This window comes from Bradyrhizobium sp. 18BD, assembly GCF_054185225.1.
Map to the genome: position 1 here is coordinate 121749 of NZ_JAVAYL010000007.1, position 20997 is coordinate 142745.

Sequence of the window (20997 nt, forward strand, 5' to 3'; positions counted from 1 at the left end):
ATGCACTTTGTTTCATGCAAGCGGCTGGGACCGCACAATAGCGCTGAGCGCGATCCAGTCGGCCTTGGAGAGCTGGGGACGGCCGAGCTTGGCCTGGAGCAGCGCATTGAGCGCGGGGACCGGAAAGCTCTCGACAAAGCCGTCGCCGCCGGCCGCCGCCTTGCGCGCGCTCAGGGCTCGCAGCTCGGCCTGGGCGTCGCCGAACAGGCGCGCGGCCGAATGCGCCCGCTGCATCCGCAGTCGCAGATTCGCATTGGTGACGAGAATGCAGGCACGCAGCAGAATGCGCTCGCGGCCGCCTTGCCGCGCTGCGGCCCACACCGCCTCCAGCACCTCCTGCGATTCCCAGAAATAGCCGCGGTCGTTGAGCGCGAGCCCGTAACGCAGCGCCGGATGGCGCGCCGGCACGTAGCCGCGGAAGGCCGAGGGCACCAGCGCCTTGGCCATATCCAGCGTCTCGTAATCCGCATCGATCCCGCCGGCCTCGCCTGGCACATAAGCCCAGCGCGGCCACGGCAATGGGCTGCTCGCATGTGAAGGCACATTCATGGCTGTGCCTCCGCGTGATCATGCGGCGTGTCCCTGGAGTCCCTGATCGTCGCGCAGGGCCGCTCTTGCAAATTGCTCAATCGCGTCAAGCGTCGCCCCCGGCGCTTCACGATGCGGGGAATGGCCCGCGTCTGAAATAATTTCTAGATCTACCGGACAGTAGCACTCTTCCTGCGCAATTTCGACCTGTCGCAATGTCCCATATTGATCGCCCTCGCCCTGCACGACCAGGATGGGAACGCGGACATAGGCGAGATATTCCGAGATGTCCCAGTCGCGGAATTTGGGATCGAGCCAGGCGCGGTTCCAGCCGTAGAAGGCGTTGTCGACGTCCTTGTGCCAGCGCGCGAGCTTGGCCTTGAGGTCGGTGGTCTCGAAGATCGTCTTGATCGCGGCGATGGACTTCACCGAGATGTCCTCGACGATGAAGTGCGGCGCCATCAGCACCAGGCCCTGCAGCCGGTGATCCTGATGCGCGCCGGCATAGATCGTCGCGATCGATGCACCGTCGGAATGGCCGAGCAGCAGGCCACGCTTGAACGGAATTGCATCGAGAATTTTCGGCAGCACATCGAGCGCCTCGCGCTGCATGTAATCGAGCGGCCGCGGCAGTGTCGCCGGGCTCGATTGGCCGTAGCCCGCGCGCGAATAGACGAAGATGCCGGCGCCGGTGGCCTCGCGCAGCTTCTCCGGGAAATCGCCCCACAGTCCGACCGAGCCGAGGCCTTCATGCAGCATGACGATCGTCGGCGCGTCCGCGGACGCGGGCGCGAGCCATTTGTATTCGAGGCTGGCCGTGCCGATGTTGAGGAAGCCGGTAGGGGTGAGGTTAGTCATCTGCATTCTTCTTTCAGCGATCGGACAAGATGCTTCTGCGGGCTCAGTCGTCCCCTCCCCCCTTGCGGGGGAGGGCCAGGGAGAGGGGTGTCACACGGGGACTCCCGGTGTGACGAAGAAATTCTCGAGCACGGCAATAAAGACCGTTTGCTGGGCTACCCCTCTCCCCCGCCCTCCCCCGCAAGGGGGGAGGGAGCGCAGCGGAGATTGCTGCAGCAGCGCGAGTCACACGCCGCACGGTCGATCTCAATTCGCGCCTTCCCGCAACTTGAACCGCTGGATCTTTCCCGTCGCCGTCTTCGGCAAGGAGTCCACCACGTCGATCCAGCGCGGATATTTCCACGGGCCGATCTTCTGCTTGACGTGCTCCTTCAGCATTTCCTGGAGATCGCTGGTCGTCGCGCCGGGGCGCAGCACGACGAACGCCTTCGGCTTCAACAGGCCTTCCGGATCGGCCTCGGGCACGACGGCGGCTTCCAGTACGGCCGGATGCGTGATCAGCGCGCTCTCGACCTCGAAGGGCGAGACCCAGATGCCGGAGACCTTGAACATGTCGTCGGCGCGGCCGCAGAAGGTGTAGCGTCCCTCGGCGTCGCGGACATATTTGTCGCCGGTTCGGGTCCACGGTCCTTCAAACGTGCGGCGGCTCTTGTGGCGCTGGTTCCAGTAACCCTCGCCGGCCGAGGGCGCATCGACCAGCAGCTCACCGACCTCGCCGTCGGCGACATCTTGTCCGGCCTCGTTGACGAGCCGCACCGCATAGCCCGGCACCGGCTTGCCGGACGAGCCGTATTTGATGTCGCCGGGCGCGTTCGATAGGAAGATGTGCAGCAGCTCGGTCGAGCCGACGCCGTCGAGGATGTCGACGCCGAAGCGCGATTTCCAGCTGTTGCCGACCGATTCCGGCAGCGCTTCGCCCGCCGAGGTGCAGATGCGCAGAGCCTTGCCGCCGCGCTCGCTCTTCATGGTCTCGTCGTTGAGCATCGCTGCGAACAAGGTCGGCACGCCATAGAAGATCGACGGATTGAACTTGTTCATCAGATCGAACATTCGCGCCGGCGTCGGGCGCTCGCTGTTCAACACCACGGTGGCGCCGACCGACATCGGGAAGGTCAACGCATTGCCGAGGCCATAGGCGAAGAACAATTTTGCCGCGGAGAGGCAGACGTCGCTCTCGCGAATGCCGAGCACCTGCTTGGCATAGGTGTCGGCGGTCGCCTGCATGTTGGAATGGATGTGGCGCACGCCCTTGGGCATGCCGGTCGAACCCGACGAATAGAGCCAGAACGCCGGCTCGTCCGGATGCGTCGCGGCGGTGGCGAACTGGTCACTCTCGCCGGCAATCTCTTCGGCGAGCTGCTTGTGGCCGTTCTGCTTGGCGCCGGACACCACGACATGCTCGAGATCGGGCATGCGGCCGACAACGTCCTTGATAACAGGGTAGAGCGCCTCGGACACGAACAGCACGCGGGCGCGGCAGTCGGCGAGGATGTAGGCGTATTGGTCCGCGGTCAGCAGCGTGTTCAGCGGCACCGGCACGATGCCGGCGCGGATCGCGCCCAGGAACACGATCGGAAAGTCGATCGTATCCAGCATGATCATCGCCACCCGCTCTTCGCGGCGGACGCCGAGCCGGCGCAGCATGTTGGCGGCGCGCCGTGTCTCGCGCTGGAGTTCGCCATAGGTGAGCCGCGAGACGGTGTCGTCGAAGACGAGCTTGTTGCCGCGGCCTTCCTCGACGTTGCGGTCGAGCAGCCAGGTCACCGCGTTGTAGGATCCCTCGCTCACGGTCGTCTCCCCAGATTTTAGAATTATAATTCATAGAAAGACACTGTGACAGCTTGCTGTCAATGCCAGCAGGCACTATGTTTCATTAAAACGCGACGCAGGGCCTTCTTTCAAGAAGGCATCCGCTAAAGAAGGTCCATGACCGACAGTCCCGACGCCGAATCCCGATTTCTCGAACAGCTCGGCCAGCGCGTGCGCACCATGCGCGCGTTGCGCGGCATGTCGCGCAAAGTGCTCGCCAAGGTATCAGGGATTTCGGAGCGCTACATCGCGCAGCTTGAAAGCGGCAAGGGCAACGTCTCCATCGTGCTGCTGCGGCGCGTCTCCGACGCGATGGGCGCGCATCTTGAAGACCTGCTTCCCTCCGCCGATCCGACGCCGGACTGGCAGATGTTTCGCGATCTCCTGCGCAAGGCGACACCCGCGCAGATCGCGCAAGCCAAGGATCTGCTCGCCGGCGGCAGCGCATCCGCGCCGCGGCGCGCGCCGTTCTGCGGCATCGCCCTGATCGGCTTGCGCGGCGCCGGTAAATCGACGCTCGGGCGAATGCTGGCGAAGAAGATCGGCTGGAGCTTTGTCGAGCTCAACAAGGAGGTCGAGCAGCAGAACGGGCTCTCGGTCGCCGAGATCATCGCGCTCTACGGCCAGGAAGGCTTTCGCCGCATGGAGCAGGCGGCGCTGCAGCAACTGCTCGCGCGCAACGAATTGATGGTGCTGGCGACCGGCGGCGGCATCGTCTCCGAGCCCCTGACCTTCGACCAGATCCTGACCTCGTTCTACACGATCTGGCTGAAAGCCGAGCCCGAAGAGCACATGGCCCGCGTCCGCCGCCAGGGCGATCTGCGCCCCATGGCCGATGACCGCTCCGCCATGGCCGAGCTGCGCAACATCCTGCTCAGCCGCGAGCCGCTGTATTCGCGCGCGACGGCGGTGGTGGATACCGCTGGGCTGTCGGTGGATGCGGCAGCGGCAAGGCTGATCGATGCGGTGCGCCCGGTGCTGCAGAATGAGGCGCGCAGCTTCGGGCTACGGAGTGTGGCGCTGTAATCCTCGCTGCATCCAAGCTCTCCGCTGTCGTCCCGGACAAGCGAAGCGCAGATCCGGGACCCATAACCCCAGGGAAGAGTCGTTGCACGAGATGGCAACCACGGGTCTTCGCCAAACATCTCCCTGTGGTTATGGGTCCCGGATCGGCGCTCGCTAACGCTCGCTTGTCCGGGACGACAGCGGAGTTTGTGGGTCCGCCACAATGTCACTATATGCGAGCCCAAGAGCCACCTTGGGACTACTCATGACCTCCAGCGACGTCACCACCTCCATGTTCGGGCGGATCGGCGGCAGCGCCACGATCGGCCTTCTCGTCGATCGCTTCTACGACCGCATGGACACGCTGCCGGAGGCGCAGGTGATCCGCGCGATGCATGCGGATGATCTCGGCCTGATCAGGGACGTGCTGAAGCGCTATCTCACCGAATGGACCGGTGGCCCAAAGCTCTATTCGCCCGAGAAGGGCCATCCGCGGCTGCGGCAGCGGCATATCGGCTTTGCCATCGGCGATGCCGAGCGTGACGCGTGGCTGCTCTGCATGCGCGGCGCGATGGAGGAAACCGTCACCGATAGCGCCGCACGGCAGGACCTCGACAAGGCGATCTCGGGCCTTGCCGACTGGATGCGCAACCGGTCGTGACGGTGACCGTCGGTGCAGCGTCTGAACGCAAATGACGGCGCAGGATGAGCCGCGCAATGCTCGCCGCGTCATTTGAGTTCCGTGCAGGTCGCCTGCTAATCTCTCGCCATGACCGACATCCTCCCCGACACCATCCGCCGCCTCTACACCGATCCCGGCGAGTACATCGACAGTGATCATCCCGCCGTGCAGCAATTCGCGCAAGACGGGGTGCGCGCAGACGCCAGCGCCCGCGAGAAGGCGAGCATGCTCTACAAGGCGGTGCGCGACGGCATCCGCTACAACCCCTATGTCAGCATGCGCGTCGTCGAGACATTCCGCGCCTCGAGCGTGCTCGCCGCGGGGCAAGGCTATTGCGTCGGCAAGGCCTCGCTTTATGCCGCCGCCTGCCGCGTCCACGGCATTCCCGCCCGGGCCGGCTTTGCAGACGTGAAGAACCATCTCACCACCGAGAAGCTACGCGCGAGCATGGGCACCGACATCTTCACCTGGCACGGCTTTACCGAGGTGCATGTCGACGGCGCCTGGCGCAAGGCGACGCCGACCTTCAACGACACGCTCTGCGCCAAGGTCGGCGTGGCGCCGCTCGATTTCGACGGCCGCACCGATGCACTGCTGCATCCGTTCGACGGCGAGGGCCGCGCCTACATGCAATATGTCAACGACCGCGGCACCTATCACGACGTGCCGGCAAAGTTCTTGATGCGCGAGATGGCGCGCGACTACGCCAACATGCAGGGCGAGGATCTGTCGGGACGCGACATGGAGCGCGAGGCGGAAGGATCATAGGACGCGGGTGCCGTAGCCCGGGTGAGCGAAGCGACACCCGGAGCGCCGTCGAGAATACCCGGGTATCGCTTCGCTCACGCGGGCTACAAGGGCCTGCCTAGGAGAGGCCCACCGCTCGCCCCACCCGATCATTACACGCGTCGAACACCGAGCGATCCAGCGCCTCGGCCGCAAATCCCGCCACATAGATCAACGCCAGGATCGCCGCGGAGATCGCCATCGTCTCCGCATGCGCGAGGCCCCACCGCAGCAGCCGCTGCAGCAAAGTCGGCGGCGGAAAGCGGTAGGTGCGGCCCTGCGGCGTGATCAGCTCATACGACCGAACCAACCGCGAGCGCGCGGGGATCTTGCTGGGCAGCATTCGGGACTCTCCTCTCCAGCTCCTCGATCATGCCGCGCGCGATTTCCCGCTCGCCCATAATGACGACATCAGCCCCCAGCCCCTTCAGATGATCGACCTCGGCATCCGCATGCGCCCGCGCGATGATGCGGATATCCGGATTGGCCGCGCGCGCCTGCTGCACGATCTGTCCCGCCTCGAACGCCTCGGGGATCGCGATCACCAGGTGCCGCGCCCGCGACGGGTTGGTCGCGCCGAGAATCTCGGGCTGCGCGGCGTTGCCCATGACGGTCTCGATGCCGCCCTGCTTCAGCTTCTCAAGCGCGCTCTCACCGACCTCGGCGACGAGGAACGGCAATTGCCGCTGCTTCAGCGCATCGCCGACCAGCGCGCCCACCCGGCCGTAACCGATCACGATCGTATGGTCGGTGAGGTCGGTGGTGCGGATCGGCTCCGGCACGGCGGCCGCGGCCTGCGGCGTGTCGCGCCTGGGATCGAGCAGCGGCGCGAGCCAGGTGACCGTCGCGAACATCAGGGGGTTGAGCATGATGGAGAGGATCGCACCGGCCATGATCAGGTCGCGGCCGTCGCTCGGCAGGATCTGCGAGGCGACGCCGAGCTCGGCCAGGATGAAGGAGAACTCGCCGATCTGCGACAGGCTCGCCGAGATCGTCAGGGCGGTCGCGACCGGATGCCGGAACAGCACCACGATCAGGAACGCGGCGACCGATTTGCCGAGCATGATGATCGCGAGCGTCGCCAGCAGCGGCCAGGGCTCGCGGACCACGCTCATCGGGTCGAACATCATACCGACCGAGACGAAGAACAGCACCGCGAAGGCATCGCGCAGCGGCAGCGATTCCTGAGCGGCCCGCGCGCTGAGCGGCGATTCCCGCAGCATCATACCGGCAAAGAACGCGCCCAGCGCCAGCGAGACGTCGAACAGTTTCGTCGCGCCGAAGGCGATGCACAGCGCAATCGCAAGCACGGCAAGGCGGAACAGTTCACGCGAGCCGGTATGGGCGATGTAATGCAGGATCCACGGGATCACCCGGCGCCCGACCACCAGCATCAGGCCGATGAACACGACGATCTTGACGATCGTCAGCATCACCACGCCGGCAAGCCCGAGGCCGAGCTGCGCGGCCAGCGGCTCGAACGCCGGCTTGCCTTCGGCGCCGCCCTGAAGGCTTGCGATCGCCGGAAACAGCACCAGCACGAGCACCATCGCGAGGTCTTCGACGATCAGCCAGCCGACGGCAATGCGGCCGCGGTCGGTCTCCATCAGGCGCCGCTCCTGCAGCGCGCGCAGCAGCACCACGGTGCTTGCGACCGACAGAGCGAGGCCGAACACGAGGCCGGCGCTGGCGCTCCAGCCCATCAGCAGCGCAAGGCCGAGCCCCATCAAGGTCGCGACCGCGATCTGAACGACCGCGCCGGGCACGGCGATGTTGCGGACGCTGAGCAGATCCTGCAGCGAGAAATGCAGGCCGACGCCGAACATCAGCAGGATAATTCCGAGCTCCGACAGCTCGGTGGCGAGCGCCTGGTCGGCGACGAAGCCCGGCGTGAACGGGCCAACGGCAACACCGGCGAGCAGATATCCGACCAGCGGCGGAATGCGGAACCGCTGTGCGATTGTTCCAAGTACGAAGGCTAGTCCAAGTCCAACGACGATGGTGGCGATGAGAGGTGTGTCATGCGGCATTTTTGCCTTTTGACACAGCATGCGCGCTCATGCACCGCGACCTGTGCGCGCGGGCCAACGCGCGACGCTTGCCCCATCCTGCCGTCAGATCGACCAGTAATTCGGATGCTGATACGGCGGCGAGCGGTCGCCCCAGTCGAATTCATCGCCATCAAACTCGCAGGGACCGCTGCTCAATTGCTCCGGCGTCAGTTCAACCTGGAAGGCCTGACGTCCCGGATCATATTTCAGCGCGCTCCATTGCACGGGATAGTGATGATGCGTCCCGAGCAACCTGCCGGTCTTGATGATGGCGTAAGCAACCGTTCCGCTGACCTTGTCGAGCATCAATCGTTCGATCGTGCCGAGCTTCGAGCCGTCGCCCCCATAAACGGCGACGTGCTGGACGCGATCACTGGGAACCATGGTGTGTTGCATGGCGTGCTCCCTGATCTGGTGTGGAGCGGATTATAGCTGAGTAGGGTGGGTTAGCGAAGCGTAACCCACCTCTTTGGTCTCCGCGGAGACAGAAGTGGTGGATTACGCCAGCGGACAGCGCTTCGCGCAGCCGCGGGCTAATCCACCCTACAAATCTACAGCAATTGTGAACGCACCGACTCGGCGCCCTCACGCAGCAGCGGCAGGAAACGGTCGATCAATTCCTGCGCGGGCACGCGGTCGACATGGGCGCCCATGTTGATGGCGGCAACGATCACACCGTCATAGCGGCGCACGGGAACCGAGATCGAGCGGAAATGCGGCTCGGCCTCGCGGTCGACCAACGAATAGCCTTGGGCGCGGTCATTGGCGATGCGCCCGAGCAGTGCCTTGGGATCGGTCTCCGTCTGCGGCGTCAGCGCCTCGCGCTTCATCGCCTTGAGGCGCGCAGCGAGATCGGCATCGTCGAGCTGGCCGAGCATGGCGCGGCCGACCGAGGTGCAGAAGGCCGGCAGGCGGTAGCCGATCTCCAAGCCTCCGGAAAACATCCGCGCCGGGCTGCTGCGGGCGACGAACACGACGTCGTCACCGTCAAGCACGGCGAGCGAGGAGATCTCGTTGGCCGCCGTCGCGACGCGATCGAGCACGGGCTGGAGCACGGCGACGAGCTGGTTGGAGCGCAGGTATGATGCAGCCAGCGTCAGCACATGCGGGGTCAGCGAGAACAGTTTGCCGTCGCCGGAGACGTAGCCGCCGCGCTGGAGCGTGAACAGCATGCGCCGGGCGGTGGCGCGCGGCAGATCGGCGGCGCGGGCGAGATCGCTCAGCGTCATCGGGCCCGCAGTCGTGCCGAAGCATTGCAGCAGGCGCAGGCCGCGATCGAGCGCTTCGACGAAATCCGTCGCGCGCTCGTCACTCTCGCTCCGCTTCAGCTTGGGCATGATCCCTAGGACAATCCTGCAAAATAGTGCTTGCTGCCGATGCAAGGCATGTCATAATTCGCCCATTCGTTCAATAGGCGAACATAATTCGTTAGGCAGGCACGCTCGTGATCTCCCTCGCCCCGCTTGCGGGGAGAGGGTGGGGTAAGGGGGAGTCTCCACAAGGGCGGTGATAGCTGCCCTCGCGGAGAGCCCCCTCACCCGGATTGCATCTTTGATGCAATCCGGCCTCTCCCCGCATGCGGGGAGAGGCGAAGAGCGCACCGGCTCTCGACTTGCGTGTTCGAGCAAAGAAGGACGCGACCGCCATGATGAGCCAGGAGCAGAACGACCTGATCACCCGCACCGGGCCGAAGGATCCGTGCGGCAAGCTGATGCGGAGCTACTGGCAGCCGGCGGCGCTGGTCGATGAGCTCGCAGGCGAGCGGCCGATCCGTCCCGTAAAGTTGCTCGGCGAGAACCTGGTGCTGTTTCGCGACGAGACCGGACGCTACGGCCTGATCGACCGTCACTGTGCGCATCGCGGCGCCGACCTTGCCTTCGGGCGGCTCGAGCATGGCGGCCTGCGCTGCGCCTTCCACGGCTGGTTGTTCGACGCCACCGGCCAGTGCATCGAAACGCCGGCCGAGCCGAAGGATTCAAAGCTCTGCCAGAACATCCGCCAGCGCTCTTATCCCGTGGTCGAGAAGAGCGGCATCCTCTGGGCCTATCTCGGTGAAGGCGCGCCGCCGGCCTTCCCGGAGATCGATTGCTTCGTCGCGCCCGGCACGCATACCTTCGCCTTCAAGGGCCACATGGCCTGCAACTGGCTGCAGGCGCTCGAAGTCGGCATCGATCCCGCACACGCCTCCTATCTGCATCGCTTCTTCGAGGACGAGGACACCTCGACCGCCTACGGCAAGCAGTTCCGCGGCGCGTCTGCGGGAAGCGATCTGCCGATGACAAAGATCCTGCGCGAATACGACCGCCCGATCATCAATGTCGAGCACACCGAATACGGCCTGCGGCTGATCGCGCTGCGCGAGATCGACGACGAGCGCACCCACGTGCGCGTCACCAACCAGCTGTTCCCGCACGGCTTCGTCATTCCCATGAGCACGGAGATGACGATCACGCAGTGGCACGTGCCTGTTGATGACGAGAACTGCTACTGGTACGCGATCTTCACCAGCTATTCGAACCCGGTCGACAAGCAGAAGATGCGCGACCAGCGGCTCGAGCTCTACGAGCTGCCCGATTACAAGTCGCGCAAGAACCGCGGCAACGATTACGGTTTCGATCCGCACGAGCAGGCGACCGCGACCTACACCGGCATGGGCAACGACATCAACGTCCACGACCAGTGGGCGGTGGAATCGATGGGCGCGATCCAGGACCGCACCAAGGAGCATCTCGGTTCGAGCGACAAGGCGATCGTGCAATATCGCCGCCTGCTGCGGCAGGAGATCGAGAAGGTCGGCGGTGGCGAGAAGCCGATGCTGTTCCTGGACGAAGCCAACGCACGCAGCATCCAGGGCCCGGCGACGATGGACGGCATCGGGCCGACGCGCGGCTGGGAGACCTACTGGATGGAAGTCGACGTCAAGCGCCGCCGCGGCGCGCCGTGGACCGCGCCGGTGCCGAAGGACATCGCCGACAACGTGCACCGGCTGACGGCGGCGGAGTGAGGGTGACCATCTCTCCACCGTCATTGCGAGCGAAGCGAAGCAATCCAGACTGTCTCTCAGGTGAGACTCTGGATTGCTTCGTCGCTTCGCTCCTCGCAATGACGGAATCTGTGGCAGGCATCTTGCACCCGTCGAACACAGTGACTGAGGAGCAACCAAAGTGACTTTCGTCGCGCGCCATGCGCTGTGGTCGGATGAGCAGAAGGACGCCGCATCGCGCATGCGCCGTCTCGTCGAGGAGAAAAACCTCGAAGTCATCCGCCTCGCCTTCCCCGACCAGCACGGCATCCTGCGCGGCAAGACCATCATCGCCGCGGAAGCGATTGCCTCGCTGGAAAGCGGCTGCTCCATCACCACCACCATGCTCGCCAAGGACACCTCGCACCGCACGGTGTTTCCGGTGTTCACCGCGGGCGGCGGCTTCGGCATGAAGGAGATGGAGGGTGCGGCCGACGTGCTGATGGTCGCCGATCCCACCACGTTTCGCGTGCTGCCATGGGCGCCGGCGACGGGCTGGGTGCTATGTGATCTGTATTTCGGCAACGGCCGTCCGGTGCCGTTCGCGACGCGCGGGCTCTATCGCAAGGTGCTCGACGAGCTCGCGGGCCGCGGCCATGAGTTCGTCGCCGGCCTCGAGGTCGAATTCCACATCTTCAAGCTCGACGATCCGCATATGCGCGCGGAGGACGCCGGACAGCCGGGTACGCCGCCGTCGGTGAGCCTGCTCAGCCACGGCTATCAATATCTCACCGAGCAGCGCTTCGATCAGATGGAGCCGGTGCTGGAGATTTTGCGCCGTGACATCGTCGCGCTCGGGCTTCCCTTGCGCTCCGTCGAGGTCGAGTTCGGACCGAGCCAGTGCGAATTCACCTTTGCGCCGAAGAGGGGCCTCGAGCCCGCCGACAACATGGTGCTGTTCCGCTCCGCGGTGAAGCAGATCGCGCGTCGGCACGGCTACCACGCCACGTTCATGTGCCGGCCGAAACTGCCGAATGTGTTCGCGAGCGGCTGGCACCTGCACCAGTCGATCGTCTCGCGCGCGAGCGGCGAAAACCTGTTCATGGCGAAAGACGGCGGCGAGCCGCTCAGCGCATTCGGCAAGGCTTACCTCGCCGGCCTGCTCGACCACGCCCGCGCCTCCACGGTATTCACCACGCCGACCATCAACGGCTACAAGCGCTACCGTTCCTATTCGCTGGCGCCGGACCGCGCGATCTGGGGCCGCGACAATCGCGGCGTGATGATCCGCGTGCTCGGCGGTGCCAATGATGCGGCGACGCGCCTGGAGAACCGGATCGGCGAGCCCGCCGCCAATCCCTATCTCTACATGGCCTCGCAGATCCTCTCGGGGCTCGACGGCGTCGACCGCAAGCTCGTTCCCGGCCCGTCAGCCGACACGCCCTACGAGACCAAGGCCCCGCTGCTGCCGAAGAGCTTGCGCGATGCGGTCTCCGCGCTGAAGGACGATCCGTTCTTCCGCGAGAAGCTCGGGGCGGAGTTCGTGGACTACTACACCCACATCAAGAATGCCGAGATTGACCGCTTCCTGAGCGAGGTGACGGACTGGGAGCACCGCGAGTATTTCGAGGTGTTTTGAGGGAGACAGCCTCACGGCGGCGTGAGGCGACTTCATCCGTTGCGCCTGACGACATCTGGCCGCCCGCCGACGAAGTCATTTTCCTTAAGGCGCGAAAACCGCCGGAAAGACAAAGGGCCTATCCTTGGCCTCCATGATCAACAATGGAGTTCGGTCATGTTCGGTCAGTTGTTCAGCCTGATTTACCGCCTGTCCTGCCGGACCACCCTGATCGAGATCGGGACCCATCACCTCGCCCGGTGAGCGCGGGCATACAGGTAAGACGGATTGACCAAGTGAAGGAGGCTTCCATGCGCAAGCTGATCCTGATCGCGGTAGTCTCGCTGCTGGCCAGCCAGGCCTATGCCGGCGGTTCGCGCAGTCTGAGCCTTGCTGCCACGAATGCGAGCCAGACGACCGAGCAGCCGGCAACGACGGCTCCGCCGCAGGCTCCGGCTGCAACGCCACCCGCGAGTGTGCAGACTGCCACGACCACGCCGGCTTCACCTCCGCCGGCCACAACAACGCAAGCCGCAACAGCGCCGGCCGCGACATCCGCTCAGACGACCATCGAAACGGCCAAGCCGAAGCACCGCCAGCCGTCCACCGAGGCGCGCATAATCCGTGAGCTGCATCGGCACGGGATTTATTGGTGAGAGCCCACAGGTCTCTCGTCCGTTATTGCGAGGAGCGAAGCGACGAAGCAATCCAGAATCCCTCCGCGGAAGGATTCTGGATTGCTTCGCTTCGCTCGCAATGACGGCGGCGAGAGAGCGGAGGCTCAGATCCCCAGATATTTGTGCTGCAGATCCGGCTCGGCCATCAGCTGGCCCGACGTGCCGCTCCACACCGTCTTGCCGCGCTCGATAATGAAGTGACGGTCGCAGATGCGGGCGAGGTGGTCGACGTTCTTGTCGACGACAAGGATCGACTGCCCGCGGCTCTTGAGCAGCGACAGGCAGCTCCAGATTTCTTCGCGGATCAGCGGCGCGAGGCCTTCGGTCGCTTCGTCGAGGATCAGGAGCTTTGGGTTGGTCATCAGCGCGCGGCCGATCGCCAGCATCTGCTGCTCGCCGCCGGACAGCTGGTTGCCCATGTTGGCGGCGCGCTCGGCGAGCCGCGGGAACAGGGAGTAGATCGCGGCCAGCGTCCAGGGATTGTTGCTGCCGAAGCGATCGGCGGCGGCCGCGACGAGGTTTTCACGGACGGTGAGATTCGGGAAGATCTGCCGGCCCTCGGGGACCAAGCCGACGCCGAGTTTCGCAATCCGGTATGACGGAAGCTGACGTACCTCGGTGCCGGCAAAACAGATCGTGCCTGATCGCGCCGGCGTCAGGCCCATGATCGACCGAATGGTCGTGGTCTTGCCCATGCCGTTGCGGCCCATCAGCGAGACCATCTCGCCGGGCTTGATGGACAGCGACAGGCCGAACAGCACCTGCGAGAGGCCGTAGCAGGTCTCGATGCCGTCGACGTCGAGCAGCGTGTCAGCCATGGTGCGTCACCACATGCTGGTCGCCGAGATAGGCGCGCTTGACCTCGTCATTGGCGCGGATCGCGGCCGGATCGCCGGAGGCGATGACGCGGCCATAGACCAGCACCGAGATGCGGTCGGCCAGCGCGAACACCGCCGGCATATCGTGCTCGACCAGCACGATCGAGACTTCCTTCCGCAGCTCCTGGAGCAGTTGCACCATGCGCTGGGATTCGGTGACGCCGAGGCCTGCCATCGGCTCGTCGAGCAGCAAGAGCTTCGGCTTGCTCGCGAGCGCAACGGCAAGCTCGATCTGGCGACGCTCGCCGTGGCTGAGCTTTGACACCAGGACATCGGCGCGATGGCCGAGACCGACGCGGTCGAGCGCGGCGTGCGCTGCATCGCGCAGGCCCTTCTCCTTGCGCGCATTGGCGAAGAAGCGGAACGAGGTGCCGGCATGCGCCTGCGCCGCCAGCGCGACATTGTCGGCGGCGGTGAAGTCGAGCAGCAGCGAGGTGATCTGGAACGAACGGGCCAGCCCCAGCGCGCAGCGGCGATAGGCGGGCAAGTAAGTGATGTCGCGCCCCGCCAGCGAGACGCTGCCGGAATGCGGTTCGAGGTGCCCGGTGAGCTGGCTGATCAGCGTGGTCTTGCCGGCGCCGTTCGGGCCGATGATGGCGTGCAGCTCACCGCTGGCGACGTCAAGCGAGACGTTGTCCGTCGCGGTGATGCCGCCGAAGCGGCGCACCAGCTTTTCGACGCGGAGCAAGGGTTCAGCCACGGCCAACCCTCCCCAGCACGCCCATGATGCCGCCGCGTCCGAACAGCACGATCAGCAGCAGCAGCGGACCCATGATCAGCGCCCAATATTCAGTGATCTGCGACAGAAACTCTTCCAGCAGCAAAAAGACCACCGCGCCCATCACCGGGCCGAACAGCGTACCCATGCCGCCCAGAATCACCATCACCATGAGGTCACCGGAGCGGGTCCAGTACATCACCGCCGGGCTGACGAAATCGGTGTTGTTGGCGAGCAGCGTGCCGGCAAGGCCGCACATGGTGCCTGAGATGACGAAGCAGACGAGCTGGTAGCGCTTTGCCGGAAAGCCGATCGCCTGCATGCGCTGCTCGTTGGAGCGCAGGCCCTGCACGACCAGGCCGAAGCGCGAATTGACGATGCGCCAGATCAGGAACAGCACGGCGAACAGGCAGGCGAGGCAGAGGTAATAGAACTGCGTGCGATTCGACAGGTTGATCAGCCCGGAGAAGTCGCTGCGCTTGTAGACGGTGAGGCCGTCGTCGCCGCCGTAACGCGCAAGGCCCGAGGCGACGTAATAGGCCATCTGCGCAAAGGCGAGCGTGATCATGATGAAATAGACGCCGCGGGTGCGCAAGGAGAGCGCGCCGATCACCAGCGCATAGATCGCTGAGGCGGCGAGCGCGACGGGGAACTGGATGAAGCCGCTTCCGACACCTTCCTGCGCGAGCATGCCGACCGCGTAGCCGCCGATGCCGAGATAGGCGGCGTGGCCGAAGCTCATCATGCCGCCGAAGCCCATGATGAGGTTGAGGCTCGCCGCCGCCAGCGCCAGGATGACGATGCGGGTGAACAGCGTCAGGATGAAGATGTTGCCGGACAGCGACGAATAAAGCGGCAGCAGCACGAGACCCGCCAGCATCAGGGCCGTGACGGCCTTGCTCACAGTGAAAGCCTTCATCGACGGTTGGCCGGAAACAGCCCCTCCGGCCGCACCACCAGCACGATCGCCATCAGGAGGTAGATCAGCATGGACGACAGTGCGGGCGCGGCGGTGGAGGCGGCGGCGCCGCTCAGCACCTGCCGCAGCAGGTTCGGGAGGAAGGCGCGACCGAGCGTGTCGATCATGCCGACGAAGATCGCGGCGAGGAAGGCGCCGCGGATCGAGCCGATGCCACCGATCACGATGATGACGAAGGCGAGGATCAGGATGTTCTCGCCCATGCCGATCTGCACGGTGAGGATCGGCGCCTGCATCAGGCCGGCCAACCCTGCGAGCGCCGCGCCGAGGCCGAACACCAGCGTGTAGAGCAGCTTGATGTTGATGCCGAGCGCGCCGATCATCTCGCGGTTGGAGGCGCCTGCGCGGATCAGCATGCCGATGCGGGTGCGCATCACGCCGAGATAGAGCAGCAGCGCGACCAGCAGCGCCACCGCGATGATGGCGAGGCGATAGGCGGGATAATGAATGCCGGGCAGGATCGGCACCGGCACGGTGAGCCAGGCCGGCAGCGGCAGCGCAAGGCCGGCCGGGCCCCAGATCAGCCGCACGGCTTCATTGAAGAACAGGATCAGGCCGAAGGTTGCGAGCACGTGGTCGAGATGGTCGCGCCCGTAGAGAGGCCGCAGCGCCGACATTTCGAGCACGATGCCGAGCACCAGCGTGGCACCGAGCGCCAGCAGCGCACCTAACAGGAAGCTGCCGGTCCACGCCGCGAAGGTCGCGGCGAAATAGGCGCCCATCATGTAGAGCGAGCCGTGCGCGAGGTTGACGAGATCCATGATCCCGAACACCAGCGTCAGGCCGGCGGCGAGCAGAAACAGCAGCAGACCGAACTGCAATCCGTTCAAGAACTGTTCGACGACGAGCAGCATCAAGACTCTTTCAGGCGCATACGAACGCGCGCCGATGTTCGAACACAGTCGCCATCAGTGAAAGAGCTCCCCCTGCCTCTTCAAGGCGGAAAAATGGGTAATGGCAGTATCGTTCCGAGGCAAGAGCGATTCGACGCCAAACATGCACTTTGTTGCATGCGGGTGCATGCGGTCGAAAGCGACCTTGCAAGAAGGCTGCCGCGGCAGATGGGGCAACGTGCCGCACCCAAACGATCGCCCTCCCCCGGCGGGCCGAGGGAGGGCGCAAATGTCGTCGAAAACAGAACGCTGCGTCTAGTGCGACGTCATCTGCTGGGGAAGCTCGTCCGGTTCGGAGAGCATGCTGTTCGCCGTCGAGGCTTCCAGCGCCGCCATCCTGAACAGGTAGGCCAGCGTCGTCAGGCCGGAGTCTTCCGCCATCTGCGCGAGTTCGAGGGCCATGTCGGACATGTAGCCGAGATTCTCGTCCTTGGTTTGCGCCATGATCTGGCTGTCCCGCATCATGTTCGACATCTCAGGCGCTCTTTCGTTGCGCGGCAAGGCCGCAGAGGTTGGCACGGGCGACGGCGTCCAGACGCGGGCCGTCCTGTTGAACGATCGAAGCAATGCCGATGCGATCATGCAGGGCATCGACCGTCTGCTGGCGAATCTCGATCGTCGCCGCCATGGTCCAGGCGTTCTCCACCAGGGCCGGCAGGCCGAGCGGGGTCACCACGAAGCCGGCTTCATGAAAGCGGGGCAGCCACCAGGTTTCCATGATCGCGCTGACCTGCGCGATCCCCTGATCGAGGCAAAACTCCTGCACCGCCGCCATCAGTTGCAGGTTGAGGGCGCCGTCGCGGCGATCGCGAACGACGAAATAGCGCGACCATTCCCAGACCAGCGGATCGGCGGGGCAGCCGCGAACCGACGCCAGATGCGGGAACACGTCGCTCATCATCGAGGGCTTGGTGGTCGGGTAAAGACGGTGACCGCCGACGACGCGCCGCCCCTCCAGCGCGAGCAGGTAGACGGTATCCTCGTCGTCATAGGAATCGATCTCGCGGCCATCCGGCCTGCGGAGCGTCTCCCAGTGCCGCTCGTCGACGAAGATGTCGTGGCGTATCCGGAAGTGCTGCTCGAGTACGTCTTCGTAAAGGTGGCGATTGACCGAGGAAATTGCGTGAATCATGAAAACCCCCATTCAGCCTCAATGGGGGAAAGAATCTTCGAAAAAAGGCGGGTTCGATATTGGGAAATTTCCCAGTACGTCGCCTAGGGAGCGATGATCTTGTGGCGAATCGCGAGCGCAACCGCATGCGTACGGTTGACGGCGCCGAGCTTGCGCGCGGCGGTTGCAAGATGCTCTTCGGCAGTGCGCTGCGTGATGTGCAGGATCTCGCCGATCTCCCAGGCCGACTTGCCCTGTGAGGCCCAGGAGATCACCTCGCGCTCGCGCGGGGTGAGACGTGTCGACGGATAAGGCGTCGGCTCAAGCAGGCGGCGAATGTGGTCGAAGCCGTACATCGCCATCAGATGCAATGCCGGCTTGCTGCGGGAATTGAGGTCCAGATGAACGCCGCCGAGCGACACCGCGGCTTCATAGCCGGTGAGCCCGTGGATCGGCACGATGAAGCCGCGCGACATGCGAAAATCGGTGGCGCGGTTCATCACCTCGGCCGCGTCAGGCTCGAGCTCGGCATCATAAGGCGCTTCCGACCACTCGAACGGATTGACCGATTGCCGGCACAATCGCACCACCGGGTCGACGCGGTCGTAATTATTCTGGGTGTAGAGGCTGAACCATCCGGCCGGCCAGCGTTTGGCGAGCACCATCTGCGCGAACCGTTGATCGGGATTCGGCAAACCAGTCACGATGATGGTCTCGAAGCCAAAGCGACCGAAGGCCACCTCAAGCGCGTTCATGGCATCCGGTACCTTGCGATAGGTAGCCAAGCCTTCGATGAAGTCGAGCGCTTCCCGGCCATAGTCGACGGCGGACATCGGTGCGTTTCCTGACCTTGGCTGTCCGCTATAGCACGTATTTGGGGGCTGCCTCAATTCGCTGCTCCCGTAGATTTCCGGTGTCTGCCTGCTCCGAAGCCTTTATCTACTTGTGGAAGAAGTAACGTCAAGTTACACCTCAAGGCGTACAAAGCGGGAAAACCACGATGGACGACGAGAACATCGCCCTCAACAGCGTGCTCGGCCTGGAACTGAACCGCGTGTTTTTTGCCGTCCACGAAACGGCAAACAAGCAGAAGATCATCGAGTTCGCACGCGAAGTGCTGGAGAGCGAGCGCGCCGAGCTCGCGGAGAGCGCCTCGCCCGAAGGGCCGGCGAGCTAGCACGCGGTTGCAGCAAACGACGCCGACGATACAGATCGCGCGACGCCGCCACCCTTCCATTTGAACGCGCAGATTTTAGTCGAAATACTCTGACAGCGAAGGTTACCCTTCCTTCTCCCTTGTGGGAGAAGGAAGTAGCTCGCCCTCCCCCATCCACATCGCCGGGCACTTGCCGCTGGATGACATCGCACCTCTCATGAGATGATCGCCGCCACGATCTCTTTCGGATGCCAATCCTTCGGGTGCCAAGACCATGATGACGCTGCGCCAGGTTGAAGTGATCCGTGCCGTGATGGTGACGGGCACCATCGGCGGCGCAGCAAAACTGCTCAACGTGTCGGCGCCGGGGATCAGCCGGCTCGTCAAATACACCGAGCGCTCGCTCGGCATCCGCTTCTTCCAGCGCCAGAACGGCCGTTACTTTCCGACGCCGGAAGCCGAGAACATTTTTGAGCAGATCAACGGTGTCTACAAGAAGGTCGACGATCTCTCCGAGATCATCTCCAAGATCGGCCGCGGCGGATTGTCGGAGCTGCGCATCGGCTCGGTGCCGAGCATCTCGCAGGTGATGGTACCGCGCGCGATCGAGCGCGTCCGCCGCCGCTATCCCGATCTCGGCATCGACATCAACATTCTCAAGCTCGAGGAAGCCATCGACTATCTGATGCTCGGCCGCGGCGAGTGCGTGGCGATGAGCTACCGGCTGGAGCATTCCGGGCTCGACTTCATGCCGCTGGCCTCGGGCGAGCTCTATTGCATCGTGCCGCCGGGCCATGAGCTCGCCGGGCGCAAGCAGGTCTCCGCCGCCGAGATCACGCGCTACCCGCTGATCGGCATCGATCCCAACGACCCCTACGGACGGATCATGGCCGAGATTTTTGCGCGCAACCGGCTGGAGTACAACATCACCATCCGCGCGCGCTTCGGCACCACGGTCTGCGCGCTGGTGAAGGCGGGGCTCGGCATCGCCATCATCGACCAGTTCACGGTCGCCCATGGCGGCTATCCCGGCATCGAACTCTTGAAGATCACCGAGCCGACGAGGTTCGACACCTACATCGCGGTGAAGCGCGGCGCGCCGCTGTCGCTTCACGTCGAATATTTCATCGAGTCCCTGCGCGCCGAGATGCGCGCGGTGGAGCCGTCCCGCGGCAACGGCAAGGCCGCTTCTAGCCGCGGCCGGAAGAAATAACATTATGTTAGGTTTGTCCGATAAATGGGTAATTGTGTTAGGCAAGGGAAAGGCTATCGTCGGAGCAGAAAGCCCCCTTGGAATTGGGCGGATTTCTCCGCTAATGGCCGGGACCGAACGCTCCCAACGAGACGATAGCGAACCATGTCGAAGCGCGGATACGCCGCCAGCAAGAAACTCCTCACCGGCCTGATCGGCGCGCCGATCGCGCATTCCGCTTCCCCTGCCATGCATGAGCGCGCCGCCGAGGCGCTTGGCCTGCGCGGTCACTACCAGCTGATCGAGGTCGCCGGTGCGGACGCCACCGCTCTCAGCATGATGCTGGAAGGCGTGCGGCGGCTCGGCTTTGCCGGCGTCAACGTGACCTTTCCGTACAAGGAGGCCGTGGTGCCGCTGCTCGACGAGCTGGCGCCGGGCGCGGCCGCCATGGGCGCGGTCAATACCGTGGTCGTGAAGGACGGCCGTCTGATCGGCCACAATACCGACACCACGGGCTTTGCGCGCGCGGTGGCGCCGCTGCTCGCGCCATCAGGCAATGCGGTGGCCGTAATCGGCGCAGGCGGCGTCGGCAAGGCGATCGCTTTTGCGCTGGCGGACAAGAAGGTCTCCGACATCCGCATCTTCGACAGCGAAGCGGCGCGGGCCGAAAAGCTTGCCTCGCTCCTGAAAACGTCAGGCGCCAAAGTCGTGACCAGCGTCGAAGCCGCGCTCGATGGCGCGACCGGACTCATCAACGGCACGCCGGTCGGCATGCTGCCGAACCGCGACACGCCGGTGCCGCCGGCGCTGCTCCGGGCGAACCTGTGGGTCGCCGACGCCGTCTATTCGCCGTTGATCACGCCGCTCCTTGCCGCAGCGCAAGAGAAGGGCGCGCAGATCATGACCGGGCGCGAGCTTGCGATCTACCAGGCCGCCGACGCTTTCGAATTGTTCACCGGCCTTGCCCCGTCGACCGAAGTCATGGGAGAGGCTTTTGACGCCGTGATGGCCGCGCGCAGCGCCGCCTATCGGGCAGCTTGAGGCGAAGCGGCCGGACACAAGGCCGCTTGCAAAATTGAAACGGGAGGAGAGGA

23 protein-coding genes are annotated in these 20997 nt (G+C 64.5%); 9 read left to right on the forward strand and 14 right to left on the reverse strand.

All coding sequences use genetic code 11. The features are described 5' to 3' along the window. Nucleotides 1–12: 12 nt before the first annotated feature. The 3 genes from RAD16_RS14985 to RAD16_RS14995 form a co-directional block, all read right to left on the reverse strand. Entirely contained in the window at nt 13–549 is a 537-nt protein-coding gene (locus RAD16_RS14985; protein WP_458158651.1) for a DUF309 domain-containing protein, read from the reverse strand. An 18-nt stretch (nt 550–567) separates the two neighbouring features. Beyond that, on the reverse strand, nt 568–1386 hold the full coding sequence (locus RAD16_RS14990) for an alpha/beta fold hydrolase (RefSeq protein ID WP_458158652.1): 819 nt from the start codon (nt 1384–1386) through the stop codon (nt 568–570). 246 nt (nt 1387–1632) lie between these two features. Beyond that, the gene (locus RAD16_RS14995; protein WP_458158653.1) at nt 1633–3174 is read right to left on the reverse strand and encodes a benzoate-CoA ligase family protein; all 1542 of its coding nucleotides are present in this window, start codon (nt 3172–3174) and stop codon (nt 1633–1635) included. 138 nt (nt 3175–3312) lie between these two features. Here RAD16_RS14995 and RAD16_RS15000 point away from each other — a divergent pair, with 138 nt between their 5' ends. The 3 genes from RAD16_RS15000 to RAD16_RS15010 all read left to right on the forward strand — a co-directional run bounded on the left by RAD16_RS15000 (nt 3313) and on the right by RAD16_RS15010 (nt 5650). Further along, nucleotides 3313–4221 carry a helix-turn-helix transcriptional regulator gene (locus tag RAD16_RS15000; protein WP_458158654.1) on the forward strand — a complete coding sequence of 303 codons (909 nt, stop codon included), beginning with the start codon at nt 3313–3315 and terminating at the stop codon, nt 4219–4221. A gap of 244 nt (nt 4222–4465) precedes the next feature. Then, on the forward strand, nt 4466–4861 hold the full coding sequence (locus tag RAD16_RS15005; protein ID WP_458158655.1) for a group II truncated hemoglobin: 396 nt from the start codon (nt 4466–4468) through the stop codon (nt 4859–4861). A 108-nt stretch (nt 4862–4969) separates the two neighbouring features. After that, on the forward strand, nt 4970–5650 hold the full coding sequence (locus RAD16_RS15010; RefSeq protein WP_458158656.1) for a transglutaminase-like domain-containing protein: 681 nt from the start codon (nt 4970–4972) through the stop codon (nt 5648–5650). A 97-nt stretch (nt 5651–5747) separates the two neighbouring features. Here the strand turns inward: RAD16_RS15010 and RAD16_RS15015 are convergent, their stop codons facing one another. From RAD16_RS15015 to RAD16_RS15030, 4 genes are all read right to left on the reverse strand, one after another. Then, the gene (locus RAD16_RS15015) at nt 5748–6011 is read right to left on the reverse strand and encodes a hypothetical protein (RefSeq protein ID WP_458158657.1); all 264 of its coding nucleotides are present in this window, start codon (nt 6009–6011) and stop codon (nt 5748–5750) included. Then, nucleotides 5962–7698, reverse strand: coding sequence for a YbaL family putative K(+) efflux transporter (ybaL, locus tag RAD16_RS15020; protein WP_458158658.1), 1737 nt, complete (start codon nt 7696–7698; stop codon nt 5962–5964). The genes RAD16_RS15015 and ybaL overlap by 50 nt, the downstream gene beginning before the upstream one ends. Before the next feature lie 84 nt (nt 7699–7782). Continuing rightward, a complete protein-coding gene (locus RAD16_RS15025) occupies nt 7783–8115 on the reverse strand; it encodes a PRC-barrel domain-containing protein (RefSeq protein ID WP_458158659.1) in 333 nt (110 codons plus the stop codon). Between the two features lie 155 nt (nt 8116–8270). Continuing rightward, nucleotides 8271–9056 (reverse strand): IclR family transcriptional regulator domain-containing protein, encoded by a 786-nt coding sequence (locus tag RAD16_RS15030; protein WP_458158660.1) that lies wholly within the window; start codon nt 9054–9056, stop codon nt 8271–8273. A 308-nt stretch (nt 9057–9364) separates the two neighbouring features. Between RAD16_RS15030 and RAD16_RS15035 the strand changes: the two genes are divergently transcribed. From RAD16_RS15035 to RAD16_RS15045, 3 genes are all read left to right on the forward strand, one after another. Then, entirely contained in the window at nt 9365–10723 is a 1359-nt protein-coding gene (locus RAD16_RS15035) for an aromatic ring-hydroxylating dioxygenase subunit alpha (RefSeq protein ID WP_458158832.1), read from the forward strand. A gap of 160 nt (nt 10724–10883) precedes the next feature. Further along, nucleotides 10884–12320 (forward strand): glutamine synthetase family protein, encoded by a 1437-nt coding sequence (locus RAD16_RS15040; RefSeq protein WP_458158661.1) that lies wholly within the window; start codon nt 10884–10886, stop codon nt 12318–12320. 290 nt (nt 12321–12610) lie between these two features. Continuing rightward, nucleotides 12611–12955 carry a hypothetical protein gene (locus RAD16_RS15045; protein ID WP_458158662.1) on the forward strand — a complete coding sequence of 115 codons (345 nt, stop codon included), beginning with the start codon at nt 12611–12613 and terminating at the stop codon, nt 12953–12955. A 125-nt stretch (nt 12956–13080) separates the two neighbouring features. Here the strand turns inward: RAD16_RS15045 and RAD16_RS15050 are convergent, their stop codons facing one another. The 7 genes from RAD16_RS15050 to RAD16_RS15080 form a co-directional block, all read right to left on the reverse strand. Further along, a complete protein-coding gene (locus RAD16_RS15050) occupies nt 13081–13794 on the reverse strand; it encodes an ABC transporter ATP-binding protein (protein WP_458158663.1) in 714 nt (237 codons plus the stop codon). Next, nucleotides 13787–14554 carry an ABC transporter ATP-binding protein gene (locus RAD16_RS15055; protein WP_458158664.1) on the reverse strand — a complete coding sequence of 256 codons (768 nt, stop codon included), beginning with the start codon at nt 14552–14554 and terminating at the stop codon, nt 13787–13789. The genes RAD16_RS15050 and RAD16_RS15055 overlap by 8 nt, the downstream gene beginning before the upstream one ends. Continuing rightward, complete coding sequence (locus RAD16_RS15060) at nt 14547–15491, reverse strand: branched-chain amino acid ABC transporter permease (RefSeq protein WP_458158665.1); 945 nt, start codon at nt 15489–15491, stop codon at nt 14547–14549. The genes RAD16_RS15055 and RAD16_RS15060 overlap by 8 nt, the downstream gene beginning before the upstream one ends. Further along, nucleotides 15488–16405: a branched-chain amino acid ABC transporter permease gene (locus RAD16_RS15065; RefSeq protein ID WP_458158666.1), complete on the reverse strand. Its 918-nt coding sequence runs from the start codon at nt 16403–16405 to the stop codon at nt 15488–15490. The genes RAD16_RS15060 and RAD16_RS15065 overlap by 4 nt, the downstream gene beginning before the upstream one ends. 294 nt (nt 16406–16699) lie before the next feature. After that, on the reverse strand, nt 16700–16918 hold the full coding sequence (locus RAD16_RS15070; protein ID WP_458158667.1) for a hypothetical protein: 219 nt from the start codon (nt 16916–16918) through the stop codon (nt 16700–16702). A 1-nt stretch (nt 16919) separates the two neighbouring features. Next, nucleotides 16920–17576, reverse strand: a complete 657-nt coding sequence (locus RAD16_RS15075) for an acyl-homoserine-lactone synthase (protein ID WP_458158668.1) — start codon at nt 17574–17576, stop codon at nt 16920–16922. 83 nt (nt 17577–17659) lie between these two features. Then, nucleotides 17660–18388, reverse strand: a complete 729-nt coding sequence (locus RAD16_RS15080; RefSeq protein ID WP_458158669.1) for a helix-turn-helix transcriptional regulator — start codon at nt 18386–18388, stop codon at nt 17660–17662. Between the two features lie 167 nt (nt 18389–18555). Between RAD16_RS15080 and RAD16_RS15085 the strand changes: the two genes are divergently transcribed. From RAD16_RS15085 to RAD16_RS15095, 3 genes are all read left to right on the forward strand, one after another. Continuing rightward, entirely contained in the window at nt 18556–18732 is a 177-nt protein-coding gene (locus RAD16_RS15085) for a hypothetical protein (protein WP_458158670.1), read from the forward strand. A gap of 253 nt (nt 18733–18985) precedes the next feature. Next, complete coding sequence (locus RAD16_RS15090; protein ID WP_458158671.1) at nt 18986–19924, forward strand: LysR family transcriptional regulator; 939 nt, start codon at nt 18986–18988, stop codon at nt 19922–19924. 144 nt (nt 19925–20068) lie between these two features. After that, a complete protein-coding gene (locus tag RAD16_RS15095) occupies nt 20069–20944 on the forward strand; it encodes a shikimate dehydrogenase (protein ID WP_458158672.1) in 876 nt (291 codons plus the stop codon). Nucleotides 20945–20997 lie beyond the last annotated feature (53 nt).